General features: G+C 61.9%; 22 protein-coding genes and 1 pseudogene. 15 read left to right on the top strand and 8 right to left on the bottom strand.

From position 1 onward, the window contains the following. Positions 1-13 precede the first annotated feature (13 nt). The 4 genes from F5544_RS13845 to F5544_RS13830 are packed head-to-tail and all read left to right on the top strand — an operon-like array spanning position 14 to position 2,063. A complete protein-coding gene (locus F5544_RS13845) occupies positions 14-514 on the top strand; it encodes a hypothetical protein (RefSeq protein ID WP_167473572.1) in 501 nt (166 codons plus the stop codon). A gap of 3 nt (positions 515-517) precedes the next feature. Next, positions 518-1,018: a hypothetical protein gene (locus F5544_RS13840; protein ID WP_167473571.1), complete on the top strand. Its 501-nt coding sequence runs from the start codon at positions 518-520 to the stop codon at positions 1,016-1,018. Continuing rightward, the gene (locus F5544_RS13835) at positions 1,015-1,470 is read left to right on the top strand and encodes a hypothetical protein (protein WP_167473570.1); all 456 of its coding nucleotides are present in this window, start codon (positions 1,015-1,017) and stop codon (positions 1,468-1,470) included. Before F5544_RS13840 ends, F5544_RS13835 begins: the two co-directional genes overlap by 4 nt. Continuing rightward, a complete protein-coding gene (locus F5544_RS13830; RefSeq protein WP_167473569.1) occupies positions 1,467-2,063 on the top strand; it encodes a hypothetical protein in 597 nt (198 codons plus the stop codon). The genes F5544_RS13835 and F5544_RS13830 overlap by 4 nt, the downstream gene beginning before the upstream one ends. Here F5544_RS13830 and F5544_RS13825 read toward each other — a convergent pair. Continuing rightward, positions 2,052-3,265, bottom strand: a protein-coding gene (locus F5544_RS13825; RefSeq protein ID WP_238847414.1) for an IS3 family transposase whose coding sequence is annotated in 2 segments (ribosomal slippage) — positions 2,052-3,034 and positions 3,034-3,265 — 1,215 coding nt in all. Because the reading frame shifts where the segments join, the coding sequence is not laid out codon by codon here. The genes F5544_RS13830 and F5544_RS13825 overlap by 12 nt on opposite strands. Positions 3,266-3,333: 68 nt before the next feature. Between F5544_RS13825 and F5544_RS13820 the strand changes: the two genes are divergently transcribed. The 8 genes from F5544_RS13820 (at position 3,334) to F5544_RS13785 (ending at position 10,737) form a co-directional block, all read left to right on the top strand. Then, complete coding sequence (locus F5544_RS13820; RefSeq protein WP_167473568.1) at positions 3,334-3,915, top strand: hypothetical protein; 582 nt, start codon at positions 3,334-3,336, stop codon at positions 3,913-3,915. Beyond that, the gene (locus tag F5544_RS13815) at positions 3,905-4,699 is read left to right on the top strand and encodes a DUF5131 family protein (RefSeq protein WP_167473567.1); all 795 of its coding nucleotides are present in this window, start codon (positions 3,905-3,907) and stop codon (positions 4,697-4,699) included. The genes F5544_RS13820 and F5544_RS13815 overlap by 11 nt, the downstream gene beginning before the upstream one ends. Before the next feature lie 33 nt (positions 4,700-4,732). Then, complete coding sequence (gene ssb, locus F5544_RS13810; RefSeq protein ID WP_167473566.1) at positions 4,733-5,218, top strand: single-stranded DNA-binding protein; 486 nt, start codon at positions 4,733-4,735, stop codon at positions 5,216-5,218. A 22-nt stretch (positions 5,219-5,240) separates the two neighbouring features. Beyond that, positions 5,241-5,471, top strand: a complete 231-nt coding sequence (locus tag F5544_RS13805; RefSeq protein ID WP_167471228.1) for a hypothetical protein — start codon at positions 5,241-5,243, stop codon at positions 5,469-5,471. A gap of 1,042 nt (positions 5,472-6,513) precedes the next feature. Beyond that, positions 6,514-7,722: a helix-turn-helix domain-containing protein gene (locus F5544_RS13800; protein ID WP_167473565.1), complete on the top strand. Its 1,209-nt coding sequence runs from the start codon at positions 6,514-6,516 to the stop codon at positions 7,720-7,722. Further along, positions 7,719-8,252 (top strand): restriction endonuclease, encoded by a 534-nt coding sequence (locus F5544_RS13795; protein ID WP_167473564.1) that lies wholly within the window; start codon positions 7,719-7,721, stop codon positions 8,250-8,252. Before F5544_RS13800 ends, F5544_RS13795 begins: the two co-directional genes overlap by 4 nt. 341 nt (positions 8,253-8,593) lie before the next feature. Then, positions 8,594-10,111 carry a DNA cytosine methyltransferase gene (locus F5544_RS13790; protein WP_167473563.1) on the top strand — a complete coding sequence of 506 codons (1,518 nt, stop codon included), beginning with the start codon at positions 8,594-8,596 and terminating at the stop codon, positions 10,109-10,111. A gap of 8 nt (positions 10,112-10,119) precedes the next feature. Then, a complete protein-coding gene (locus F5544_RS13785) occupies positions 10,120-10,737 on the top strand; it encodes a hypothetical protein (protein WP_167473562.1) in 618 nt (205 codons plus the stop codon). 208 nt (positions 10,738-10,945) lie between these two features. On the opposite strand, the gene F5544_RS13780 is transcribed toward F5544_RS13785, so the two are convergent. The 5 genes from F5544_RS13780 to F5544_RS47535 all read right to left on the bottom strand — a co-directional run bounded on the left by F5544_RS13780 (position 10,946) and on the right by F5544_RS47535 (position 14,256). Then, entirely contained in the window at positions 10,946-11,332 is a 387-nt protein-coding gene (locus F5544_RS13780) for a YbaB/EbfC family nucleoid-associated protein (RefSeq protein WP_167473561.1), read from the bottom strand. A 16-nt stretch (positions 11,333-11,348) separates the two neighbouring features. Beyond that, positions 11,349-11,828 carry a hypothetical protein gene (locus F5544_RS13775; protein WP_167473560.1) on the bottom strand — a complete coding sequence of 160 codons (480 nt, stop codon included), beginning with the start codon at positions 11,826-11,828 and terminating at the stop codon, positions 11,349-11,351. Between the two features lie 14 nt (positions 11,829-11,842). Then, a complete protein-coding gene (locus tag F5544_RS13770) occupies positions 11,843-13,558 on the bottom strand; it encodes an alpha/beta hydrolase (protein WP_167473559.1) in 1,716 nt (571 codons plus the stop codon). Further along, positions 13,558-13,890, bottom strand: a complete 333-nt coding sequence (locus tag F5544_RS13765; RefSeq protein WP_167473558.1) for a hypothetical protein — start codon at positions 13,888-13,890, stop codon at positions 13,558-13,560. Before F5544_RS13765 ends, F5544_RS13770 begins: the two co-directional genes overlap by 1 nt. A gap of 222 nt (positions 13,891-14,112) precedes the next feature. Next, positions 14,113-14,256 carry a hypothetical protein gene (locus tag F5544_RS47535; protein ID WP_428847141.1) on the bottom strand — a complete coding sequence of 48 codons (144 nt, stop codon included), beginning with the start codon at positions 14,254-14,256 and terminating at the stop codon, positions 14,113-14,115. Between the two features lie 134 nt (positions 14,257-14,390). On the opposite strand from F5544_RS47535, the pseudogene F5544_RS47530 reads away from it, so the two are divergent. Both F5544_RS47530 and F5544_RS13760 read left to right on the top strand, forming a co-directional pair. Further along, positions 14,391-14,591 (top strand): annotated as a pseudogene (locus F5544_RS47530) (DUF7340 domain-containing protein); the annotation flags it as partial. Positions 14,592-15,110: 519 nt separating this feature from the next. Further along, positions 15,111-15,476, top strand: a complete 366-nt coding sequence (locus tag F5544_RS13760) for a hypothetical protein (RefSeq protein ID WP_167473557.1) — start codon at positions 15,111-15,113, stop codon at positions 15,474-15,476. 273 nt (positions 15,477-15,749) lie between these two features. Here the strand turns inward: F5544_RS13760 and F5544_RS13755 are convergent, their stop codons facing one another. Next, entirely contained in the window at positions 15,750-16,262 is a 513-nt protein-coding gene (locus F5544_RS13755; RefSeq protein ID WP_167473556.1) for a hypothetical protein, read from the bottom strand. Between F5544_RS13755 and F5544_RS13750 the strand changes: the two genes are divergently transcribed. Beyond that, the gene (locus tag F5544_RS13750) at positions 16,263-17,096 is read left to right on the top strand and encodes a hypothetical protein (RefSeq protein WP_167473555.1); all 834 of its coding nucleotides are present in this window, start codon (positions 16,263-16,265) and stop codon (positions 17,094-17,096) included. 13 nt (positions 17,097-17,109) lie between these two features. Here the strand turns inward: F5544_RS13750 and F5544_RS13745 are convergent, their stop codons facing one another. After that, positions 17,110-17,835, bottom strand: coding sequence for a class I SAM-dependent methyltransferase (locus F5544_RS13745; protein ID WP_167473554.1), 726 nt, complete (start codon positions 17,833-17,835; stop codon positions 17,110-17,112). Positions 17,836-18,198 lie beyond the last annotated feature (363 nt).

The raw sequence follows: 18,198 nt of genomic DNA, 5'->3' as shown, positions 1-18,198 counted from the left end.
AGGAGCACAACCCATGTGGAAGAACCCATTCCGGCGACACACACCCCAACCGGTGCGCGTGCCGGATATCGAATACGAACCGGAACCAGCGGCTACCGAAACCGATGAGCAGCGTTGGTTCGGACCGGTGATGAACCGGGATGAATTGCGGGACATGCTCACCCGGTTGCCGGATACGGCGTTGGAGGATGCGCCTGATCAGGGGTGGTCCTTCGATGCCGCCCGGATCCGCTACACCCTCGCCCAAAACCTGCAGGTTCTCGACACCGATGAAGCCGCGCGGGCGCGGGTCGTCGTCGACTGGATCGACCGTGACGCCCGCCAGAACACTCATTTCGACGCCGACCCGTGGTCGCTGGTGACCGACGCCGACGCGTACCGCCAGTGGCATGACCGCGCCCAGGAAACCGAGCTGTTCATCGATTGGCGGGACTACCTGGAGACCTCCCGCACCTACGAGATACGGCCGGATGATCCCACCGCGAACCGGTTCTGGATGCAGGAAGGCCAGTGACTCATGTCCGAAGTCGATGAAATCAACAGGGAAACATTGCGTTTCGGCGAACGTGTGGCCGGGGCGTGGTGGCAGCTACGGCAATCGCTGGCCAACCGCGAGTCGCGGCAAGCCCAATACCGGCAGCTGATCCTCGTTCAGGCCAGACAGCTTCGTCGGGTCACTGCCGACCGTGACCAGGCGCTGATCGATCTGGCGGCGGCGACCAAGCAGTTGACGGAGGTGACTCGGGAACGTGATCAGCTCGCGCACGAATTGGAGGGTGCGCGAGCCGAACTCGACAACGACCACCAGATCGGCGCCGTCGATACCACCTGGGAACGGGAGTACGAGGAGATCACCGAGTTCCAAAACGCCCAGTACACGCCCGAATACGAACACGACATCCCCATGGACGAGGTTGTCGAGGACGAACAGCAGGAGGTGTTCGAATCCGATTGGCAGGTAACCGAAACCGAAAACATCGAGACGCCGAAACCGCCGACGATGGAGGCCGGGTCATGACCACGGCACAACGATTGGATGCCGCGGGTCCGGGTGCGCGGGAATGGATGTGGCAGGCGTTCACCCGGATCAAAGCCCTGCACGAGCGGATGGACGCCGCTACGAATCCCGTTGAACAGCAGAGGCTTTCGGATGAGTCTGCGCTGGTCGCCGAACCCTGGGAATCGAGTCATTTCGCCACGGAATGGCGCGAACTGTGGCAACGCGACAGTGAGTCCGGTGAACACGCCGCGGTGGTGCGTGCGCAAGCGCAGCGGGACCGGTTGGCGATCGAGCTCGACGCCACCATCAACGATCGGGATCGGTTGAAAGCCGAACGCGCACAAGCCGATACCGAGTTGGAACAGCTGCGTCAGGCGGCCGAGGAGCGGCGGGTCTACGACCGGTTACGGGCCGAAGTTGCCCACGCCGAAAACACCCAGCATGTCGCGCGGATGGTGATGCAGCAATGACCACCGATCAGGACTACACCGATGACGCGGTGGCGGTGTTGGCGCAGCGGGTCGCGACCGCTCGCGGCAAGCTACCGCTACAACACGACGCGGCATTGACCGAGGTGCTGTCGGAGGCCGAACTCGGCGCCGAACGGGAACTAGCGGAATGGATCCGCGCTCAACGCCGCGCGCAGCGGCGCCGGGCGGTGGAACGGGAACTCGCCACCGAGACCCGTGACCGCAAGACCGCCGACGCGATCACGCGGGAAGCGGAACGAGACGCGCGCTGGCATCGGCGGGCGCTGGCGGCGCGGCGGCGGGCGGCGAGTGCGGATGCGCGGTTGGCGCAGCTGTATCGGCGGGCGGAGTGGTCGTCGCGGGCGTTGATCGGTGTGGTGGTGCTGGGCATGGTGTGGGCCGGGGTCAACGTGCAGCACAACCTCGTCCCGAACTCGGATATGACCAATCCGCTGTATTGGTTGAGCTACGGCATCGAAGCCATGATCTCCATCCCGTTGATCACGGTCATGGTCGTGGCCACCACCGCCGCCCGATGGGGACGCGAAATCAACCTGAATCCCCCCGGTGAGTCCGGAGACTTACTGGTGTGACAGCTCAGCAGGTTGCTGGGCTGGGTTCTGAGCGTAGTAGGCGGTCTCCATCTGGGCGGGTGGCATGTCCCCGCAGTGCTGGTAGAGGCGCCGGTGGTTGAACCAGTCCACCCATTCAGCGGTGGCCAACTCGACGTGATCCACGGTGCGCCACGGTGCCCGCGGTTTGATCAACTCGGTTTTATAGAGGCCGTTGATCGTTTCGGCGAGTGCGTTGTCGAAGCTCGATCCCACCGCTCCTACGCTGGGCTGGATCCCGGCTTCGGCAAGCCGTTCGGTGAATTTCACCGACGTGTATTGCGATCCTCGATCATTATGGTGCACAACATCTTTCACGTTCCAGCCCTCGCGTTCACGAGTCCAGATGGCATGCTCGATCGCGTCGAGCACCAACGCGGCGGTCATCGACGTGGATGTGCGCCAGCCGATAACGCGCCGCGCATAGGCGTCCACGACGAATGCCACATACACCCACCCCGACCACGTCGACACATAGGTGATGTCGGCAACCCATAGCCGGTTCGGCGCCGCCGGAGCGAACTTACGCTGCACTAGATCCGCCGGCCGCTGCGCGTTCGGGTCCGGGATCGTGGTGCGTTTGACCTTGCCGCGCATCGCGCCTCGTAACCCGAGCCGGCGCATGAGCCGCTCCACCGTGCAGCGCGCCACCGGGATGTCTTCCCGGTTCAATTGCAGCCACACCTTTCTCGCGCCATACACGCCGAAATTCTCGCGGTGCACACGCCTTATCTCCACGGCCAGTTCCTCGTCACGCAGCTGCTGCTTGGTGACGGTGCGACGGCGGTGTTCGTAATAGGTCGACGGGGCGACTTTCACGCCGAGCTCTGTGAGCCCGGCGCAGATAGACTCGATGCCCCACCGCAGGCCGTCGGCATCACGGCGGCCCTGGTGTTCGGTGATGAACCGGATTATCAGCGTTGTGGCCGGTCTATCTCGGCCGCGAAGAAAGCCGACGCCGCTTTCAGAATTGCGTTGGCGCGCTTGAGTTCTGCGTTCTCACGCCGCAGCCGTTTCAGCTCCTCGGACTCCCCGGTCGTCACCCCCGAGCGAGCACCGGTATCGACCTCACTTTGACGCACCCACCCACGAACCGTCTCCGGATGACCCACACCCAACAACTCGGCGACCGCCCGCATCGCCGCCCACTCCGACCCATGCTGATCACGGATCTCACCAAACATCCGCACGGCCCGCTCACGCAGCTCGTCCGGGTACTTCCTCCTCGACACGACTCCATCCTTCCCAAGAGATGAAGTCTCCGGACTCACCGGGGTGGCTCAACCGCGGCACCGTCGTGATATTCGAGACCGCTCTGCTGGCGACCACGATCGGGTTGAACACCGGCCCGCACCTGGCGGCCGGCGAATACGGCCGCGCCGCCGAGTTTGCGGTGGCACCGGTCATGGTCGGGGCCGTGATCTGGCTTCACGCATGGGTCGCGGCCCGCTACGCAACTTTGATCGACACCGCGACCGTGGTCGTGCCGCAGTCTCGACCGCATCTCGAGCCACCTGCCACCGCACCCCCACAGGCCAGCGGGAACGCGGCCGATACGGCAACGACCGCGCAGGTAACGCACCAGGGGCGCGAATATCGCGCGATGGCCGAGGAGGTCCTGCGGCAGCGGCCGAGGATGAAGAAAACGGTGGAGGAAGTGGCCGCGATCGTCGCCGACGCCAAGTTGTCTCCGACCGCGATCGTGCGGCGCCACAAAATGCACCACTCGACAGTGAACAACATCCTCACCGCTCTCGCCGAGATCCGTGAACGCCAACGACGAGACGGACTACGGCTGATCACCGAGACCGCGGAGGTGTCCGATGTCGGATAGGTCGGCGATCGAGTGGACGCAGGCGACGTGGAATCCAGTGACGGGTTGTGATCGAGTCTCGACCGGATGTGAGCACTGTTACGCGCTGGTGTTGGCAGCCCGGTTGAAGTCGATGGGTGTGACGAAGTACCAGCACGACGGTGATCCGCGTACGTCGGGACCGGGTTTCGGTGTGCGGGTGCACCCGCAGGCCTTGGCGGTGCCGCACACGTGGCGGCGCCCGCGGGTGGTGTTCGTCAACTCGATGAGCGATCTGTTCCACGCCTCGGTGCCGATCGAGTTCGTGCGCGAGGTGTTCGAGGTCATCCGTCAGACTCCACAACACACCTATCAGATCCTGACTAAACGATCACTTCGTTTGCGACGTATGGCAACTCGGCTGGAGTGGCCACCGAACGCGTGGATCGGGGTGTCGGTGGAAAACGCCGAACACCTGGTGCGAGTCGACCACTTGCGCGAAGTACCGGCTGCGGTGCGGTTTCTGTCGTGTGAGCCGCTGCTGGGACCGTTGAACCCGTTACGGCTCGACGGCATCGGCTGGGTCATCACCGGCGGTGAATCCGGCGCCGGGCATCGGCCGATGCGCGCCGAGTGGGTACGAGATATCCGCGATATCTGCGAACAAGCGCAGGTGCCGTTCTTCTTCAAGCAATGGGGCGGGCGAACACCAGCCGCCGGTGGCCGGACTCTCGACGGCCGAACCTGGGACGACATGCCAAATCCCCACGCCCCCAACAGCTTCCGGCCGCTGGCCGGGGGATCCGAAATCGGAAACACCAAATAAAGGAGACAACAGCTCATGAGTGACAAAATTCAGGTGACGGTGGCCGGGAACTTGACCGCGGACCCGGAAACCCGATTCACGCCCAACAGCAACCAGGTCACCCACTTCACCATCGCCTCGACCCCACGGGTCTACAACCAGCAAACCCAGCAGTGGGACGACGGGGAAACCAGTTTCGTGCGCTGCCAAGTCTGGCGCAATCAGGCCGAGAACGTCGCCGAATCCCTGCACAAAGGCGACCGCGTGGTGGTGACCGGCACCTTCGCTCAGCGCAGCTGGGTCGATGAGAACCAGCAGAAACACAGCGTCTGGGAGTTGCAAGCCGACGACGTGGCCGCCTCGATGAAATTCGCCCGCGTGCAGGTACAGCGACAGCGAGCCAATCAACGTGAAGGGCAGTCGAATTCGAGCCGTCAGCAGGCGACAACGGAGGGCAACGACAGCGGGCTGAACGAGTTCAAACCCGATCCGGCGAAGAAACCAGCGGCCCGTAAGCAGCAGATGCAAGCCACTGCATAACCCGACAGGAAATGGAAAACTGATGAGTTACGTCTACCAACGAAGATTCGGCAGCGAGAGCTATAACGAGGAAACCGGAGACCTGGAGTACGACTCCTGGTACTCGGTCGGGTTCTACGCACCCGACGGTCAATGGATCAGCGAGTCCTCGCATGACGATTCGGAACGAGCGGCTGAGCGGGTGCGCTGGTTGAACGGTGGACAGGTGACCGAGCAGCAAGTAACTCGGCAGCACCAGCAGATGCAGCAGTAACGAGGTTCCTAGATCGCACCTGAGATCAGGGCGGCGGTCGTGCCCATTGGAGGTGGGCACGACCGCCGCCCTTTGTATTGTGCCGTCCGTCATCTTCTTCGGTCACGCGGGGTGACCAGTGCGGTCTTCCCCTTGCGGCGCAGGGTCGTCCAACCACACCCCGGGCCGCGGCCCCGCAGCCGATTCTCAAAACTTGCCAGGAATTTCCCGCCGCCGGCCCGGGGTGTGGTAGACCCTGATGCGCCGCAAGGGGAAGACCGCACCGACACCGCGTCTCTCCCCGCAACGGTTCTCACCAGTTGGCGCCCCGTCTTCCCCGCAGCGGTGCCCGCCGGAGGCACATCATCTTTCCCCCTCTCATGACCATTCAGCAGGCCGAGCTGGATCACGCACCGCAGCGGATTTCTGTACCATCGCACCACTTTTCGATATGAATCATGGTTGAGGATCGGGTCTTAATGATCTCCATAAACGCCCGTGATTCCGCTCCGACAAACCTCTTACTGGACGTGTGATCCAAATTAAGGGGTGACCTTCCTCCCGACCTGCCGGTTTGGTCGATTTGGTGTCCCCGTTCCCGAGGACACCAAACCCCCACATTCGTGTGAGTTTGGTGTCCTCGGGAACAGGGACAGTAAGTGGAGGAGGTCAGGTCAGGAGGAAGGAGAGATATTCAAGATCAGAGAAAATGAGAAGGAGAGAGAAGTGAAGTTGGGAAAGTTGGTCCAAGTTGCGAGATGAGTCCAGTTGAGAGATGTGTGATGGGTCGAGTTAAGGAAGTTGGTTCGGCTACATGTTGCGTGGCGTGGTCGTGGGAGTTGGTGCAGGTTGATTGCTGGCAGTTAGGGTAGCGGTAACGGGAGTGATGAAAGTGACGGAAGTGGTTGAGTGTGGAATGTCAAGGACGGGAGTCGATACGGGTGGATTGAGGCATCAGTGGAGGTCGTTGCAATATGGGCGGTTGAACGGAAGTTCGATGTGTCTGTGTCAGATCAAGGGCGTAGAGTTCGGCTGTCTGACGGACAGTTAGAAGGTGACATTTATGGGAAATGTTACAGAGCTTGGGACGATCACTGGTCTTGAGCAGTTGATGCATGCGCTCGATCGTGAGCGAAGGCGAGCAAAAGTGACCCAACAAGCGATTGCTCACCATCTCGGTGTATCCCGATCCTATATTGCGAAGCTTTTCGAAGGGGGGCGAAATCCGTTACCGGAACACTTTCCTCTCATACTTGAATTCATCGGAGTTGATAACCCTGAACTCTGGTTACAAGCATTTCAGAGAACGCAGGCTACCAATGCCGAAGATTTCGCCGTAGCCACCGCGATTTCTCACACAAGTCGCCCTACTAATCACAAGCGTTGCTTAATAATGTCCCCTTCCGGAGTAGACCTTACGTCGCTGACGGAAATCCTTTCTCTCAAGGGCCTGGAAACAGTACTTAGTTCAGATCTTGGTGCTGGCGCAGAGCTGAGCCGAGTTCCCCTAGGAGAGTTTGATTGCGGGATTGGGATAATCCCCACAATAGAAAATACCAGAGATTCCGCAGTCACCTCCATTTATATGGAGATTGGAATATGCTTAGGTAAGGAACTCCCACTACTTGTAATTGTCGAGCCGCCTGGAGATATCCCACCGGCATTGTCCGGGGTGATGGTAGCAAATTCGTTGGCAACAAATGTAAGTGCACTCAATCTCCATACTGGCATCTTTTTGAGAGGGCTACACAGTCCAACTGCGCCCTCTTTTCAGAGTTTAGAATCTGAAGCTCTCACAATTCCGGGGCTGAATGTGGAAATCAGTGTTCCAGAATTAAGTAAACATATAGATAAAGCACGTAAAGGTCCTCGAGCCGGTGCAGTAGCTGTCGATTCTTTGAAAGCACTGTTTGCATACAACGGTGCGTATGTAGTGTCCGGGGTGGACGAGTATCATTTCGCGGCTCAAGTCCCAAACCTCGATTTGGCATGGGGGGATGGGACTGTAATAGTCAGTGTCAAAACTAGGAGTCGGTCAAGTAACGACTTGTTACAAGAAGAGAATCGCCTTTCAGAGTACGTTCGAAGTAGTGGAAGCAGCCTTGGATTATTGGTATATGTGGAACCGATTAGCTCGATGCTTCCTGACTTTGGCGGAGGAAATCTAGTCCTTACAACGACCATCGATGATCTGTTTTCCAGCCTAGAATCTCAACCCTTGGGGGCGTTTCTTAGACATGCTCGCAATCTTCTGGTGCATGGACTGCGATGAGTCTGGATCCCAACGAGGTTCAACGCCTTCTTTATGCAGCTGAGACCGCCTCTGATCCCGACAGTCAAGGTAAGGCATACGAAGCTCTTGCGGCCTACTTATTCGAATGCATTCCAGGATGTTTTGTGGAGCGCAATGTCTCCAGCTATTTTGCAACCGAACAAATTGATTTGGGTGTTGGAAATGAAAAACATCCAAACGGGCTTCCGACTTTTCCGCATGTAATGTTAGTGGAGTGTAAGTACTGGAATAAGCCTGTGGACAGTAGCACTCTAGGATACTTTATAAATATTCTTGCGAACAGGGCAGTCGAAACAGGGATACTGATTTCCAATAATGGAGTTACCGGAAGCGCATCTAGAGGGACCAACGCCCATGCGCTTGGAATCGGCGCCATGGCTCGGCAGATCAGAATATTGATTCTGACGACTGCTGAAATAAAATCTCTCACATCTACGTCCGACCTAATTGATTTACTTCGTAGACGGTACCTTAAAGCGATCATGTGTGGCGGTCTTGGGGTGTCTTAAATTATTTCCGTCGTACAAAGATATTAGTCTATCGGCGATTAGGTTGAGCGCGCGCCGCAGTGTAATCGCGCCGTCCCCGGGGGTGTGAGGGTCCGCGCCCGGCACGGACGAATTCCTTGTCACCTGGCGTGGACCAACTCGGCTGGAGTGGAACGGAATTCGTCCGTGCACGCCATGGCGCGTCCCCTCACACCCCCGGCTCCTACGGCGCGAAGGCAGGCGGTGCGGGCAGGCCGAGGGCCTGCCCCGGAAGGGGCGCGGCGCGCGCTGAGGAGATCATCGCGCCCCTCCGGGTTTCCAGGTTGACACGTACGTGTCAATGAGCCGGAGGGATCAGGCGGATGTTGACGGTGACCGATTTGTTTTGTGGTGCTGGGGGTTCCACCTCGGGTGCGGTGCAGGTGGCGGGGGTGCGGGTGCGGATGGCCGCGAATCATTGGCGGTTGGCGATCGAGACGCATAACGAGAACCATCCGGAGACCGATCATGATTGCGCAGATATCTCGCAGGTGGATCCGCGTCGGTATCCGCGTACGGATCTGTTGTGGGCGTCACCGGAGTGCACGAATCATTCCCAAGCCCGAGGGCGGAAGCGGAATGTGGACGCGACACCGGACCTTTTCGGGGAGATCCTGCCCGACGAGGCGGCCGAACGGTCACGGGCGACGATGTGGGATGTGGTGCGGTTCACCGAGTTTCACCGCTATCGCGGGATCATCGTGGAGAACGTCGTCGACGCCGCGAAATGGGTGCTGTTCTCCTCGTGGCTGCACGCGATGGACGCACTCGGCTATTCCCATCGCACGGTGTATCTGAATTCGATGCACGCCCAGGCGGCCGGGGCTCCGGCTCCGCAGTCGCGGGATCGGGTATATGTGGTGTTCTGGCGACGCGGAGACCGGACTCCGGATCTGGAGGCGTGGACGCGGCCGAAAGCCTGGTGCCCGCAGTGTGATCGGGTGATCTCGGCGGTACAGGCGTGGAAGGATCCGGTACGCCGCTGGGGCCGGTACCGGGCACAGTATGTGTGGCGGTGCCCGAATGTCACCTGCCGTAACACGATCGTGGAGCCGGACTGGTTACCGGCGGCGACGGTGATCGACTGGAGTTTGCGGGGGCAGCGGATCGGGGACCGCGACAAGCCCCTGGCGGCGAAGACGGTGGCGCGGATCGAGGCCGGGTTGGCGAGGTTCGGGGACGAGTCGTTCCTGTCGTTGTTCCGGTCGGGGCGGGTGCGGAACTTCTCGACCACGGACACTTTGGCGACGGTCGTGGCGGATGGCTCCAATCACGCTCTGCTAGTGCCGACCGGTGGGACGTGGCGGGATCAGGCGGTGTCGGTGGCCGAGCCGATGCCGACCCGCACGACCCGGGAAAACGACGCACTACTGGTGCCGGTGGAAGGCCGCGACGGCAAGCAAGCACAGCCGGTGACGGTGCCGATGCGGACCATGACCACTCGTTCGGAGACCGGCGTGCTGGTGTCCTACTACGGGCACGAGACCGCGCACAGCACGATGGATCCCCACGGCACAGTGCCGACGCGGGATCGGTGGGCGGTGGTGGTGCCGCTGCGGAACCACAACACCGCGAAATCCACTGCTGAGCCATTGGATACGGTCGCGGCGGCGGGCAATCACCACGGCCTGGCCAACCCGGTAACGCCACGCATCGAGGACTGTGAGTTCCGGATGCTGGAACCGTCGGAGATCAAACAGGCCATGGCCTTTGACCCCGACTACGTGATGCACGGTAACCGGCGCGAACAGGTCCGGCTGGCAGGAAACGCGGTCACCCCGCCCGCCGCCCGGGATCTGATCTCGGCCGTGGCCGAAGCGCTCGGGCAGCAAGTGAGTTGACGGTGCCGATGACGGTTACCGGACTGTTGGTCGCCGCCCTGGAATCTGTCTGGGCGGCGATCCGCCGACGCAGCCCGGATGTCCCCGAAGTCGTATTAACCATCGCCTCCGGCACGACGCCGGCCGGGCTGAACCTCGGGCACTTCGCGGCGTTCCGGTGGGTCCGCGGCGACTACGAAATACACGAGCTGTTCGTCGGTGGCGAAGGACTCGACCGCGGCCCGGTCGATGTGCTCGGCACCCTGCTCCACGAAGCCGCGCACGGGCTTGCCGTGGTACGCGAGATCAAAGACACCTCACGGCAAGGGCGCTACCACAACCACCACTACCGCGAACTCGGCGAAGAACTCGGCCTCAACCTCGACCAGGACGACGAATACGGATGGACCATCACCACCGTGCCACCCAAAACCCAGCGCCTGTACCGCCCTCAACTCGATGAACTCGACCTGGCATTGATCGCCCACCGGCGCCGAGAACCCGAACCCCCACAACGAAACAACAGCAACAACGGAATCACCGCGATATGCCAATGCCAGCGACGAATCCGAGTCGCACCGAGCATCTTTAGGCGCGGTGCCATCATTTGCGGAGTGTGTGGAGGGTCGTTCAGCGTGAAATCGTAAGCTGCTTATGAATCAAGCCTGACAAGATCACCAAGAGAGTGATTGAAGACCAATGTATTTCCCCGATATGCTTGTCTCTGAGCAGTATTTTCGCTGGTCAGAACAGCGTCGAGCCCATTTGATCTCATAATCCATTGGTCGCGGGTTCGAGCCCCGCCCGCCCCACAATCCTCCGGCGCGGCCGGTGGTGTCTGCACTCTCGGTCAACTCACCACGCGGACTCATTCGCCTGAGCTCGACAGCTGTCGTCGTAGGCGGGCTGGGGTGGGGTTTGTCGGCCTGCGGCGGCCAGACGGGTGGCGATGGCAGCGGTGTACGGGTCGTCGCGGAGTTCGCGCTGCAGGTCGGTGGCGATCTGGGCGGCCTCGGCGTGGGCGGCGGTATGTGCCGCGGTGATGGCGGCGGCAAGGTCACCGAGGTCGGTGCCGTAGAGCGTGGCGGCGAGCGACAACTCGACAATGGCCCCCGCCACATCCACGGTCACCTGTACCTGACCGTCGGCCGCCGTGGCATGACAGCAGATCTGAGCGAGTTCATCCTGAAGGTGCGCGGCCTTGACCATGAGTCGCTCCAGCGCCGCATCGGTGTCGGTCATCGTCGTTCCTCGGGGATCATGGCCGTTCCAGTATGAAAGGCAGTGTGTGCCTTGGGTTTCGGATCGGACCCGGATATTGCGGTGAGCGGCCCTCGATACTCAGTCCACCGTCGATGAAAACACCGTCGCCGGTCAGCGCGCCCTGAACATCGAAGGTGTATCGGTCGGCTGTTCGTGCGGTCACATGGTCGGGGCGGCCGACGGCCCGCCATCCGCGGGCGGTCCAGATATCGCGAATCATCCCGAGGGCGACCGCAATTCGGCCCTCGGGCACTCCGGTCACCCAGTAGTCCACCGTCAGGTCGACCGGTCCCCGACCGCTGTGATCGTTGTCGTCGTACGGAGCCGCGGTGGCGATTTCGCGGAAGGCGGCCAACTCCGGATTGTCCGAGCGCAGTGCCAAACCGAACTCCTTCGGCAGGGCCACCAACGTCTCCGAAAGGTAGGCGAGCAACCGGTCCTGCGCCAGATCGGCGGTCAGTGCGGATTCCACCATGGCTCCCTGTCCGGTCAGTGGACCTGGTCGGGCTTATTGGCGATCAGGTAGCCCAGATTGCGCAGTGCCTCGTTCGGTCTTTCATCCGGCTTACCTTCGTTGTCGATATCCCAGTACGCGCTGTGTGCCTTGTCGGGAGAAACCGTGTCGGAGGTGAAGGTCCGGCCGCCGTACGCCGCATTCGCCGGATCCGTGCCGTAGTGGCCGACCGGGTTCTTCTTATAGTCATCGATCACCTCCGAAGCCGCGACCGGTGGCGCCACGACCGCGGCAACGGGATTCTGGGCCACCCACGCCAAACCCTTGAGAGTCCCTCTTTCGTGTGCCTCGAGGTGAATCGGATCGAATCGGGAAGTTGTCGCCCAGACATGTTGAGCCACCTGGTCATGCGGAACGCCGGTCAGGTTCAAATCCGACGCGCGGTAGACGGTGGTACCCGGACTGGCCACGAGTGCGACATTATCGGCATCGAGACTGTTTCCCTTGCTCGCGGCCCAACCGATGAGCGTGGTGCCGTAACTGTGCCCGACGACGGTGTTGTAGGAGGGCGCGCCGTCGTGCGAGGCTCGCAGCCCATTCTGGAAACTGTCGAGCGCCGGTGCCCCCGCTTTGGCGTAAGCGGCATCGCGGGCATCGGGAATCTCGGGTGGAGCGTTGTAGCCGTACCAGCACACCACCGACGTATTGTCCGGCGCCCCAGCGCGCTTGGCCTGGGTCAGCATCCGTTCGCACCGCCCCATGTCACCGGCGATACCCTCCAGCTTCGACCCGGTGCCCGGCACGAAGGTGGAGATGTTGGCCGCGGTATCCGGATTGTTGATGGCAATCGCGGCGCGGCCCTTGTCGTCCAGGTGCAGCAGGAACCGATCCTTGCCGTCGAGCTGCCCGGCGACCGCGTCGTAGCCCGCTTTGCCCGGCCCACCCTTGGCCCGCAGATCGGCGAGCAGTAGCCGGTTGTAGTGGTCGCGGTCGACGGCGGGCATGCCGTCGATATTGCCTATCTGCGGGTTGATCTCGGCAAGTTTGTCCTTCTCCGCCGGAGTGAGTCCGCTCCACCACTCGTGGAATTTCCGCGGATCGTCTTGGTACGGCAGGTGACCGCCGCGTGCCATATCGAGGATCGGCTGGAAATCCGGTGGAAGGTTATCGGCGGATTTGGGGTCGTGGACCAGGTCGGCCACGGTGTCGGTCGCCTTGTTCAACGCGGCGGCCGCCGCAGTATCGGAATCGTTGAAATCCCGGACCGCGGGCAGTAGGTGCGACTCGATGGTGCGCGCCTTCTCGTCGGCGCTCGCCTGCGCGAGGAGCAGAGCGCTGACGATATTCAGCTCGGTCGGACTCATTTTCGAGGTGTCCAGGGCGGTGGGCCGGAAAATGGTCGGTGGCGTGACGTGGCCGTCCGGCGCGACAGCGCATCCGGCAGTGCCTGCCTGTTTGTTCCAATCGACAACGGTGTCGTGTGCCGAGGTCAAGGTCCGCGATGCCAGGTCGATCGCCTCGATCTGGCTATCGATGGCAGTAGTGATATGGCTGCCCTTCAGATGTGTCGCCATACCTTTCGCGCTTGCTTTCGCAGCGGCGTCACCTCTCCAGAGGTCCATGGCGGTGTCCACGTCGCGGCGCATCTGATCCATGGCTTTGCTGACATTGCGGTTCTTGTCGGTCAGCGACTGCGCGATAGCGGCGAGTGCGCCGGGATTGGTCGCGATGATCTCTGCGACGGTGGCCATCAGATGGCGCCTCCGTCGTATTTCGCTATGGCCGTGGCGATTTCGCTATCCATCTTCTGGTAGCTTTCCGCGCCGTGCCTACAGGCCACCGACATGGCCAGCATCGCGTGGGCCAGCTGGTCGTAGCCGTTCTTGATCGGCTCGGCCATGCGCGCCGCCGCCGCACCGAATGCGGTGCCCGGCATCTCGGTCGCCGCCTGCGTACCGTCGATGTGCGGATCGATGCCGCCCACCACACTGGAATGTCCCAGCAATTTACCGGCTAAGTCGGGCAATACGTATGGCTGAAGTTCCAGGATTGCCCGATCGACAGCGTCGGCAATGCCATCCAACAAAGACATGCACCCCCCCTGGGGCACGTGTGCATTCGAATCCAGCGCCGCGCCGGCGACTGTGTATCGAGACGGTAGCAGTACCTCGAAATATCATGTAGCCACCAGTGATCGGGGCAGGCTATGCAATACATTCGGCGCGTTGACAGCCGATCGGTTACGCCCCGGACTCATCCGCCGTGTCACCAACCGACGCGACCCGGATAGCGCGGAATCCGGGAATCAGTCGAGGATCGGTTCGCGCGAACGAACGCGTTCGAGTTCGAAGAAACCGTCGGTCGCCGCCATAGTTCTGAAACCGTCCCAGAGCTCTCTGGCCAATTCCCCACGGGAAGCCGGACTGAGCACCGGACCGAAGAACGTCAATCGGATACCCTGCGACCGGTCGGCAATGATCCAAGATGGGTAGTGGTGCGCTGATAGCTCGTCGGATCGTCAGGTAGACCCACAGCCCGACGCAGACGGTTGCGCGGAATCGGACCGCCGGGCACCGCTGGGAACTCGTCGCCGCCTGCCCGGCCTGCGGCGTGCGTACCGTCCACCGACCCGACACGGCAGGCGAACTCGTGCGGCAAGCCACCCTCCAGATCACCGCCGACGGCTGCATCTGCCAATCCTGCGGAACCGGCTGGGCCCCACCGCATTACCGGCTCCTCGCCGCCGCACTCGGCTGCGAGTTGCCCGCAGGGATTCTCGAATAAGAACTGTGAAAGGCGTTGCGCCTGAACAGTTCGGCAGTGCAGTCAGCCCACTCGATTGTGCCCGGGCAACCCTGGCCGCGCTGCCCGCGACGGGGCGCTGGATCCGAGCCGAACGCGCATCGACGGTTCCCGGTTACAGGCTGCCACCGCCCCCATTTCCGCCCGCACCTGGGCACGCTCCGAATGTGGAGAATCCGTACCGCCGATAGAGTGCGTATGCGTTGAACTCGATAGGCGTACACAGGGATTCGTGCCGCGATCAAAGCGATTGAACAGAACGAACCGCGGGAGCTTCTGCTCCCGCGACCCGTCAAATTGTCGCGCTAGGTGGCCTGTACCGGACGCGAACGTGCTGCTGGCACTACTTCAGTCCGATCCGAGCGGGCCGTGGCGCGCGCCGGATGTCCAGGGCGAAATCCCATTGTGCGGGAGCGGAGGTTCTTGGCGGCCAAGGTCTGTGACGGCGATTGTTGTCGAGCGCGCGCTGGGCCGCCACTGTAAGGAGAGGAGAATGGCACTGTGCGCCATCAAGATCCGACACCGGATGAGCAGAGTTTCTTTGCCGCGCTGAGAACACAGGTGGCAGCCATAGACGATTGGTACCACGCAGACGACGACGGCACTCTCTGGGTGATCGCCTCCCTGGACCTCGTAGACAGGAACGGCCATATCCACGACACACTGCGCGTCGACTACGACGGAACCTCCCTCCGCGGCGGGTGGAGTCCAGCAGGTCTCAACTGGGACGACGGCGTCAGGGCAACCAGTGCGGGTATCGACACCTCGCCGCCGGATGGTCTGTGCCACGACAACATCGCCCCACTCGAGGCAGCGCAAACCGCAGCGGAATGGTTCATCGCGCACCGGGAAAGGCGACGTCGATAGCTGGTCCTGTCGTACGCCGGAGCCACCCTGCCTACCCCCGCCTCAGCCTTTGCGCCGCAAGCACATCCCACGCCGCGACGACCCGCTGCAGAAAGAGCGGAATCTCGAAATCGCGGCGGATCCGCCACGCACCGGATCCGTGGGCAACCCCTGGCCGCAAGACGACTGCGTTCCAGGGCGCGGCCCCACCACCGGCACCGCCCACTGCCCCACGCCCGCAACGGAATACCGAGCCCGACGACTGGGACGAGGACGACGAATTCTTCCTTTCCGCTATCCCGCTTCAGGAGGCTCGTCGTGAGTTACGTTGCCGCTCTTCCCATTTGGATCAATATCATTCAGTTCGTCGGTCGGCTGATCGCCTCGATCGTCGGTGCGCCGCCGCTGTGAGCGTTCTCGGCAGCCGCACCCGCAGCGGCACGGTACCCGCACGACCGGCACCAACCGGCACGGCCGGTACGCTCCGGGGCATTCGTTGTAGCGACCCAACGCGCACAACAGGCTCACTGCCTTCGGATACGCCTGTTGCATGAAATCGGTTGCGATACCACAGATTTCGATGCCTCTGTCGAGGAAATAGGAGATCTGCCAGCCGTCTCGGGTCCACTGCTCGACCCCGAGCAGCGAGTAGGTCGCCCAGATCGGTTCGGTCCCGCGTTCGAGGTAGGCCGCCATGTACTGGTCTTCGGGATAGGCCGGCGGTGTTTCGCTGAACCCCAGTTGTGAGACGAGGTCGAGCCGGCCTCGGCGCAGGACTTCCTGCGAGTGGTCCAAGAGAATCGACATATGACTGGGCTTTCGTTGACGACCGAGCGACGGGACGAACTGGCCGCACTGCTGGGAGACGAGCAACGACTCCGAACCGAGTACCCGAAGGTCGCCGACTATCTCGACATGGCACCCCAGCTACCCAGAACCGGCGATGACGTTGCCGATGCGGCGTTCGATCTCCGATTCGTGCACTTCATGACCGGCGGTCCGACGACATCGGCGAACCCGTACTGGGACATCGTCGGCCCATCGGTCACCGACACCGAACAGCGAAGGGTCGTCGACGGCGGTCGGCCGAACGGCAGCGCACGACTCGGCTACGCACAGATGATCCTGCAAGCCGTCTACGCATACGCGATCCCATCCCCCGAAACCCTGTCGTGGATAAAGGAATTCACCGAAGGGCAGAGTGTTCTCGAACTCGGCGCGGGCCGCGGCTACTGGGCCGATCAACTGGCAAAGCACGACGTGGCAGTGTCGGCATTCGACTCGGAACCACCGGACCAGACCACGAACGTGTCCTTCCCCTCTGCCGCAGGACAACTCGATGTCTGGTACCCGGTCAGCACCCTCGACAACCTCACCACCGAGCATCAAAAGGACAGCGTGCTGTTCCTGTGCTGGCCACCAGGATGGGGCGACGCAATGGCGTCCCGAGCACTCCACGCCTTCGAAGAGGCTGGCGGCCAACGCCTGATCTTCATCGGAGAACCCAAGGGCGGCAAAACCGGAGACGACGCCTTCTTCGACAGACTCAACACATCCTGGGAATTGAAATCCCAAGACACACAATACGTTTCCTGGTGGAACCTCGGCGACATCACCCAAGGATGGATACGCCGAGGCTGACGCCGAACTACGGCTAAACGGCTGGCGCAGTGGCGGTTACGATGCGGGTGGTGATCCAGGGACCGCCCCACCACATGCGCCAACCGGCGGAGCGGGAGGAGACTGCGGTGGCGCCGAGTAGTTCCAAGGCGGTCTGGTATTCGCGAGTGTGAAAGACATCCACGATGACGAGGCGGCCTCCGGGGCGCAGCACGCGCACGGCTTCCCGCAGGGCATCGGCACGACGCTGGGCGTCGGCAATGTTGTGAATGGCGAGGCTGGCGGTAACGACATCGAAGGTGTTGTCCGAGAAGGGAAGCCGTGTCAGGTTACCGGTACGGAGTTCGATGCGGTCGGCAACTTCTTCGGCTCGAGCGTTCCGTTCGGTGACCTCCGGTGCGTTCCCGGACTGGTCGATCGTGCGCCACAGATCGACACCGACGGCGCGACCGTTCGGCAGTCTCCGAGCGGCGGCGAGCAGTACCGCACCGCGACCGCACCCGAGATCCAGCAGGCATTCATCGCCTCGCAGGCGCAGGTCGTCGAGCAAGGTTTCCCAGACCTGGAATTTTCCTCGGCGGGTGACATACAGATACAGGAGCCATTGCAGAGCTCCACTGAGACCGATCGCCAGCAGCCACCGGGAAATCCGTTGGCGCACAACCACGGCGGCGACGAGGAACGCCAAGGAGGAAACTCCGAGGCCGAGGAGCTGCGGTGGCCCATCCACGCCGTAGGAGCCGCGGCGCCGGGCCGTCATCGGCACAACTCGGTGATACTCATCGTCTCCCCCTCGGGTACTGGCAACGATCTTAGGGCGGCGATCCAGGCAGCGCCAGTACTCCACTCACGACTGCGACGCGAAAACGATTGTGCCCCCGGCTTTCCCGGACACGCTGCATCGTCAGAATTAGTTGTCCGGAAACGCCACAGCCACATCCGGCATGACAACGCCACCTGCGGGCAGGCCGCTGTCGTCCGAACGCACGGTCAGCAGCGTAAAGCGTTCTGTATCAAGCCATTCAAGTCACCCACCCACAAGCTGGCTCCAGTCGATGCAAGTATCCGCAATTACCGCGTGGTCCGGAGATCAACGCGCCGAGCTGATCTCGATCGCCCCAAC

It is taken from the genome of Nocardia arthritidis (assembly GCF_011801145.1).
GTDB lineage: Bacteria > Actinomycetota > Actinomycetes > Mycobacteriales > Mycobacteriaceae > Nocardia > Nocardia arthritidis_A.
This window is presented reverse-complemented; position numbering and strand designations above follow the sequence as displayed.

Coding starts and splice junctions, on each gene's coding strand:
- F5544_RS13845 (WP_167473572.1), top strand. CDS start 14: ATGTGGAAGAACCCATTCCGGCGACACACACCCCAACCGGTGCGCGTG.
- F5544_RS13840 (WP_167473571.1), top strand. CDS start 518: ATGTCCGAAGTCGATGAAATCAACAGGGAAACATTGCGTTTCGGCGAA.
- F5544_RS13835 (WP_167473570.1), top strand. CDS start 1,015: ATGACCACGGCACAACGATTGGATGCCGCGGGTCCGGGTGCGCGGGAA.
- F5544_RS13830 (WP_167473569.1), top strand. CDS start 1,467: ATGACCACCGATCAGGACTACACCGATGACGCGGTGGCGGTGTTGGCG.
- F5544_RS13820 (WP_167473568.1), top strand. CDS start 3,334: ATGAAGTCTCCGGACTCACCGGGGTGGCTCAACCGCGGCACCGTCGTG.
- F5544_RS13815 (WP_167473567.1), top strand. CDS start 3,905: ATGTCGGATAGGTCGGCGATCGAGTGGACGCAGGCGACGTGGAATCCA.
- F5544_RS13805 (WP_167471228.1), top strand. CDS start 5,241: ATGAGTTACGTCTACCAACGAAGATTCGGCAGCGAGAGCTATAACGAG.
- F5544_RS13800 (WP_167473565.1), top strand. CDS start 6,514: ATGGGAAATGTTACAGAGCTTGGGACGATCACTGGTCTTGAGCAGTTG.
- F5544_RS13795 (WP_167473564.1), top strand. CDS start 7,719: ATGAGTCTGGATCCCAACGAGGTTCAACGCCTTCTTTATGCAGCTGAG.
- F5544_RS13790 (WP_167473563.1), top strand. CDS start 8,594: ATGTTGACGGTGACCGATTTGTTTTGTGGTGCTGGGGGTTCCACCTCG.
- F5544_RS13785 (WP_167473562.1), top strand. CDS start 10,120: ATGACGGTTACCGGACTGTTGGTCGCCGCCCTGGAATCTGTCTGGGCG.
- F5544_RS13780 (WP_167473561.1), bottom strand. CDS start 11,332: ATGACCGACACCGATGCGGCGCTGGAGCGACTCATGGTCAAGGCCGCG.
- F5544_RS13775 (WP_167473560.1), bottom strand. CDS start 11,828: ATGGTGGAATCCGCACTGACCGCCGATCTGGCGCAGGACCGGTTGCTC.
- F5544_RS13770 (WP_167473559.1), bottom strand. CDS start 13,558: ATGGCCACCGTCGCAGAGATCATCGCGACCAATCCCGGCGCACTCGCC.
- F5544_RS13755 (WP_167473556.1), bottom strand. CDS start 16,262: ATGTCGATTCTCTTGGACCACTCGCAGGAAGTCCTGCGCCGAGGCCGG.
- F5544_RS13750 (WP_167473555.1), top strand. CDS start 16,263: ATGACTGGGCTTTCGTTGACGACCGAGCGACGGGACGAACTGGCCGCA.
- F5544_RS13745 (WP_167473554.1), bottom strand. CDS start 17,835: ATGACGGCCCGGCGCCGCGGCTCCTACGGCGTGGATGGGCCACCGCAG.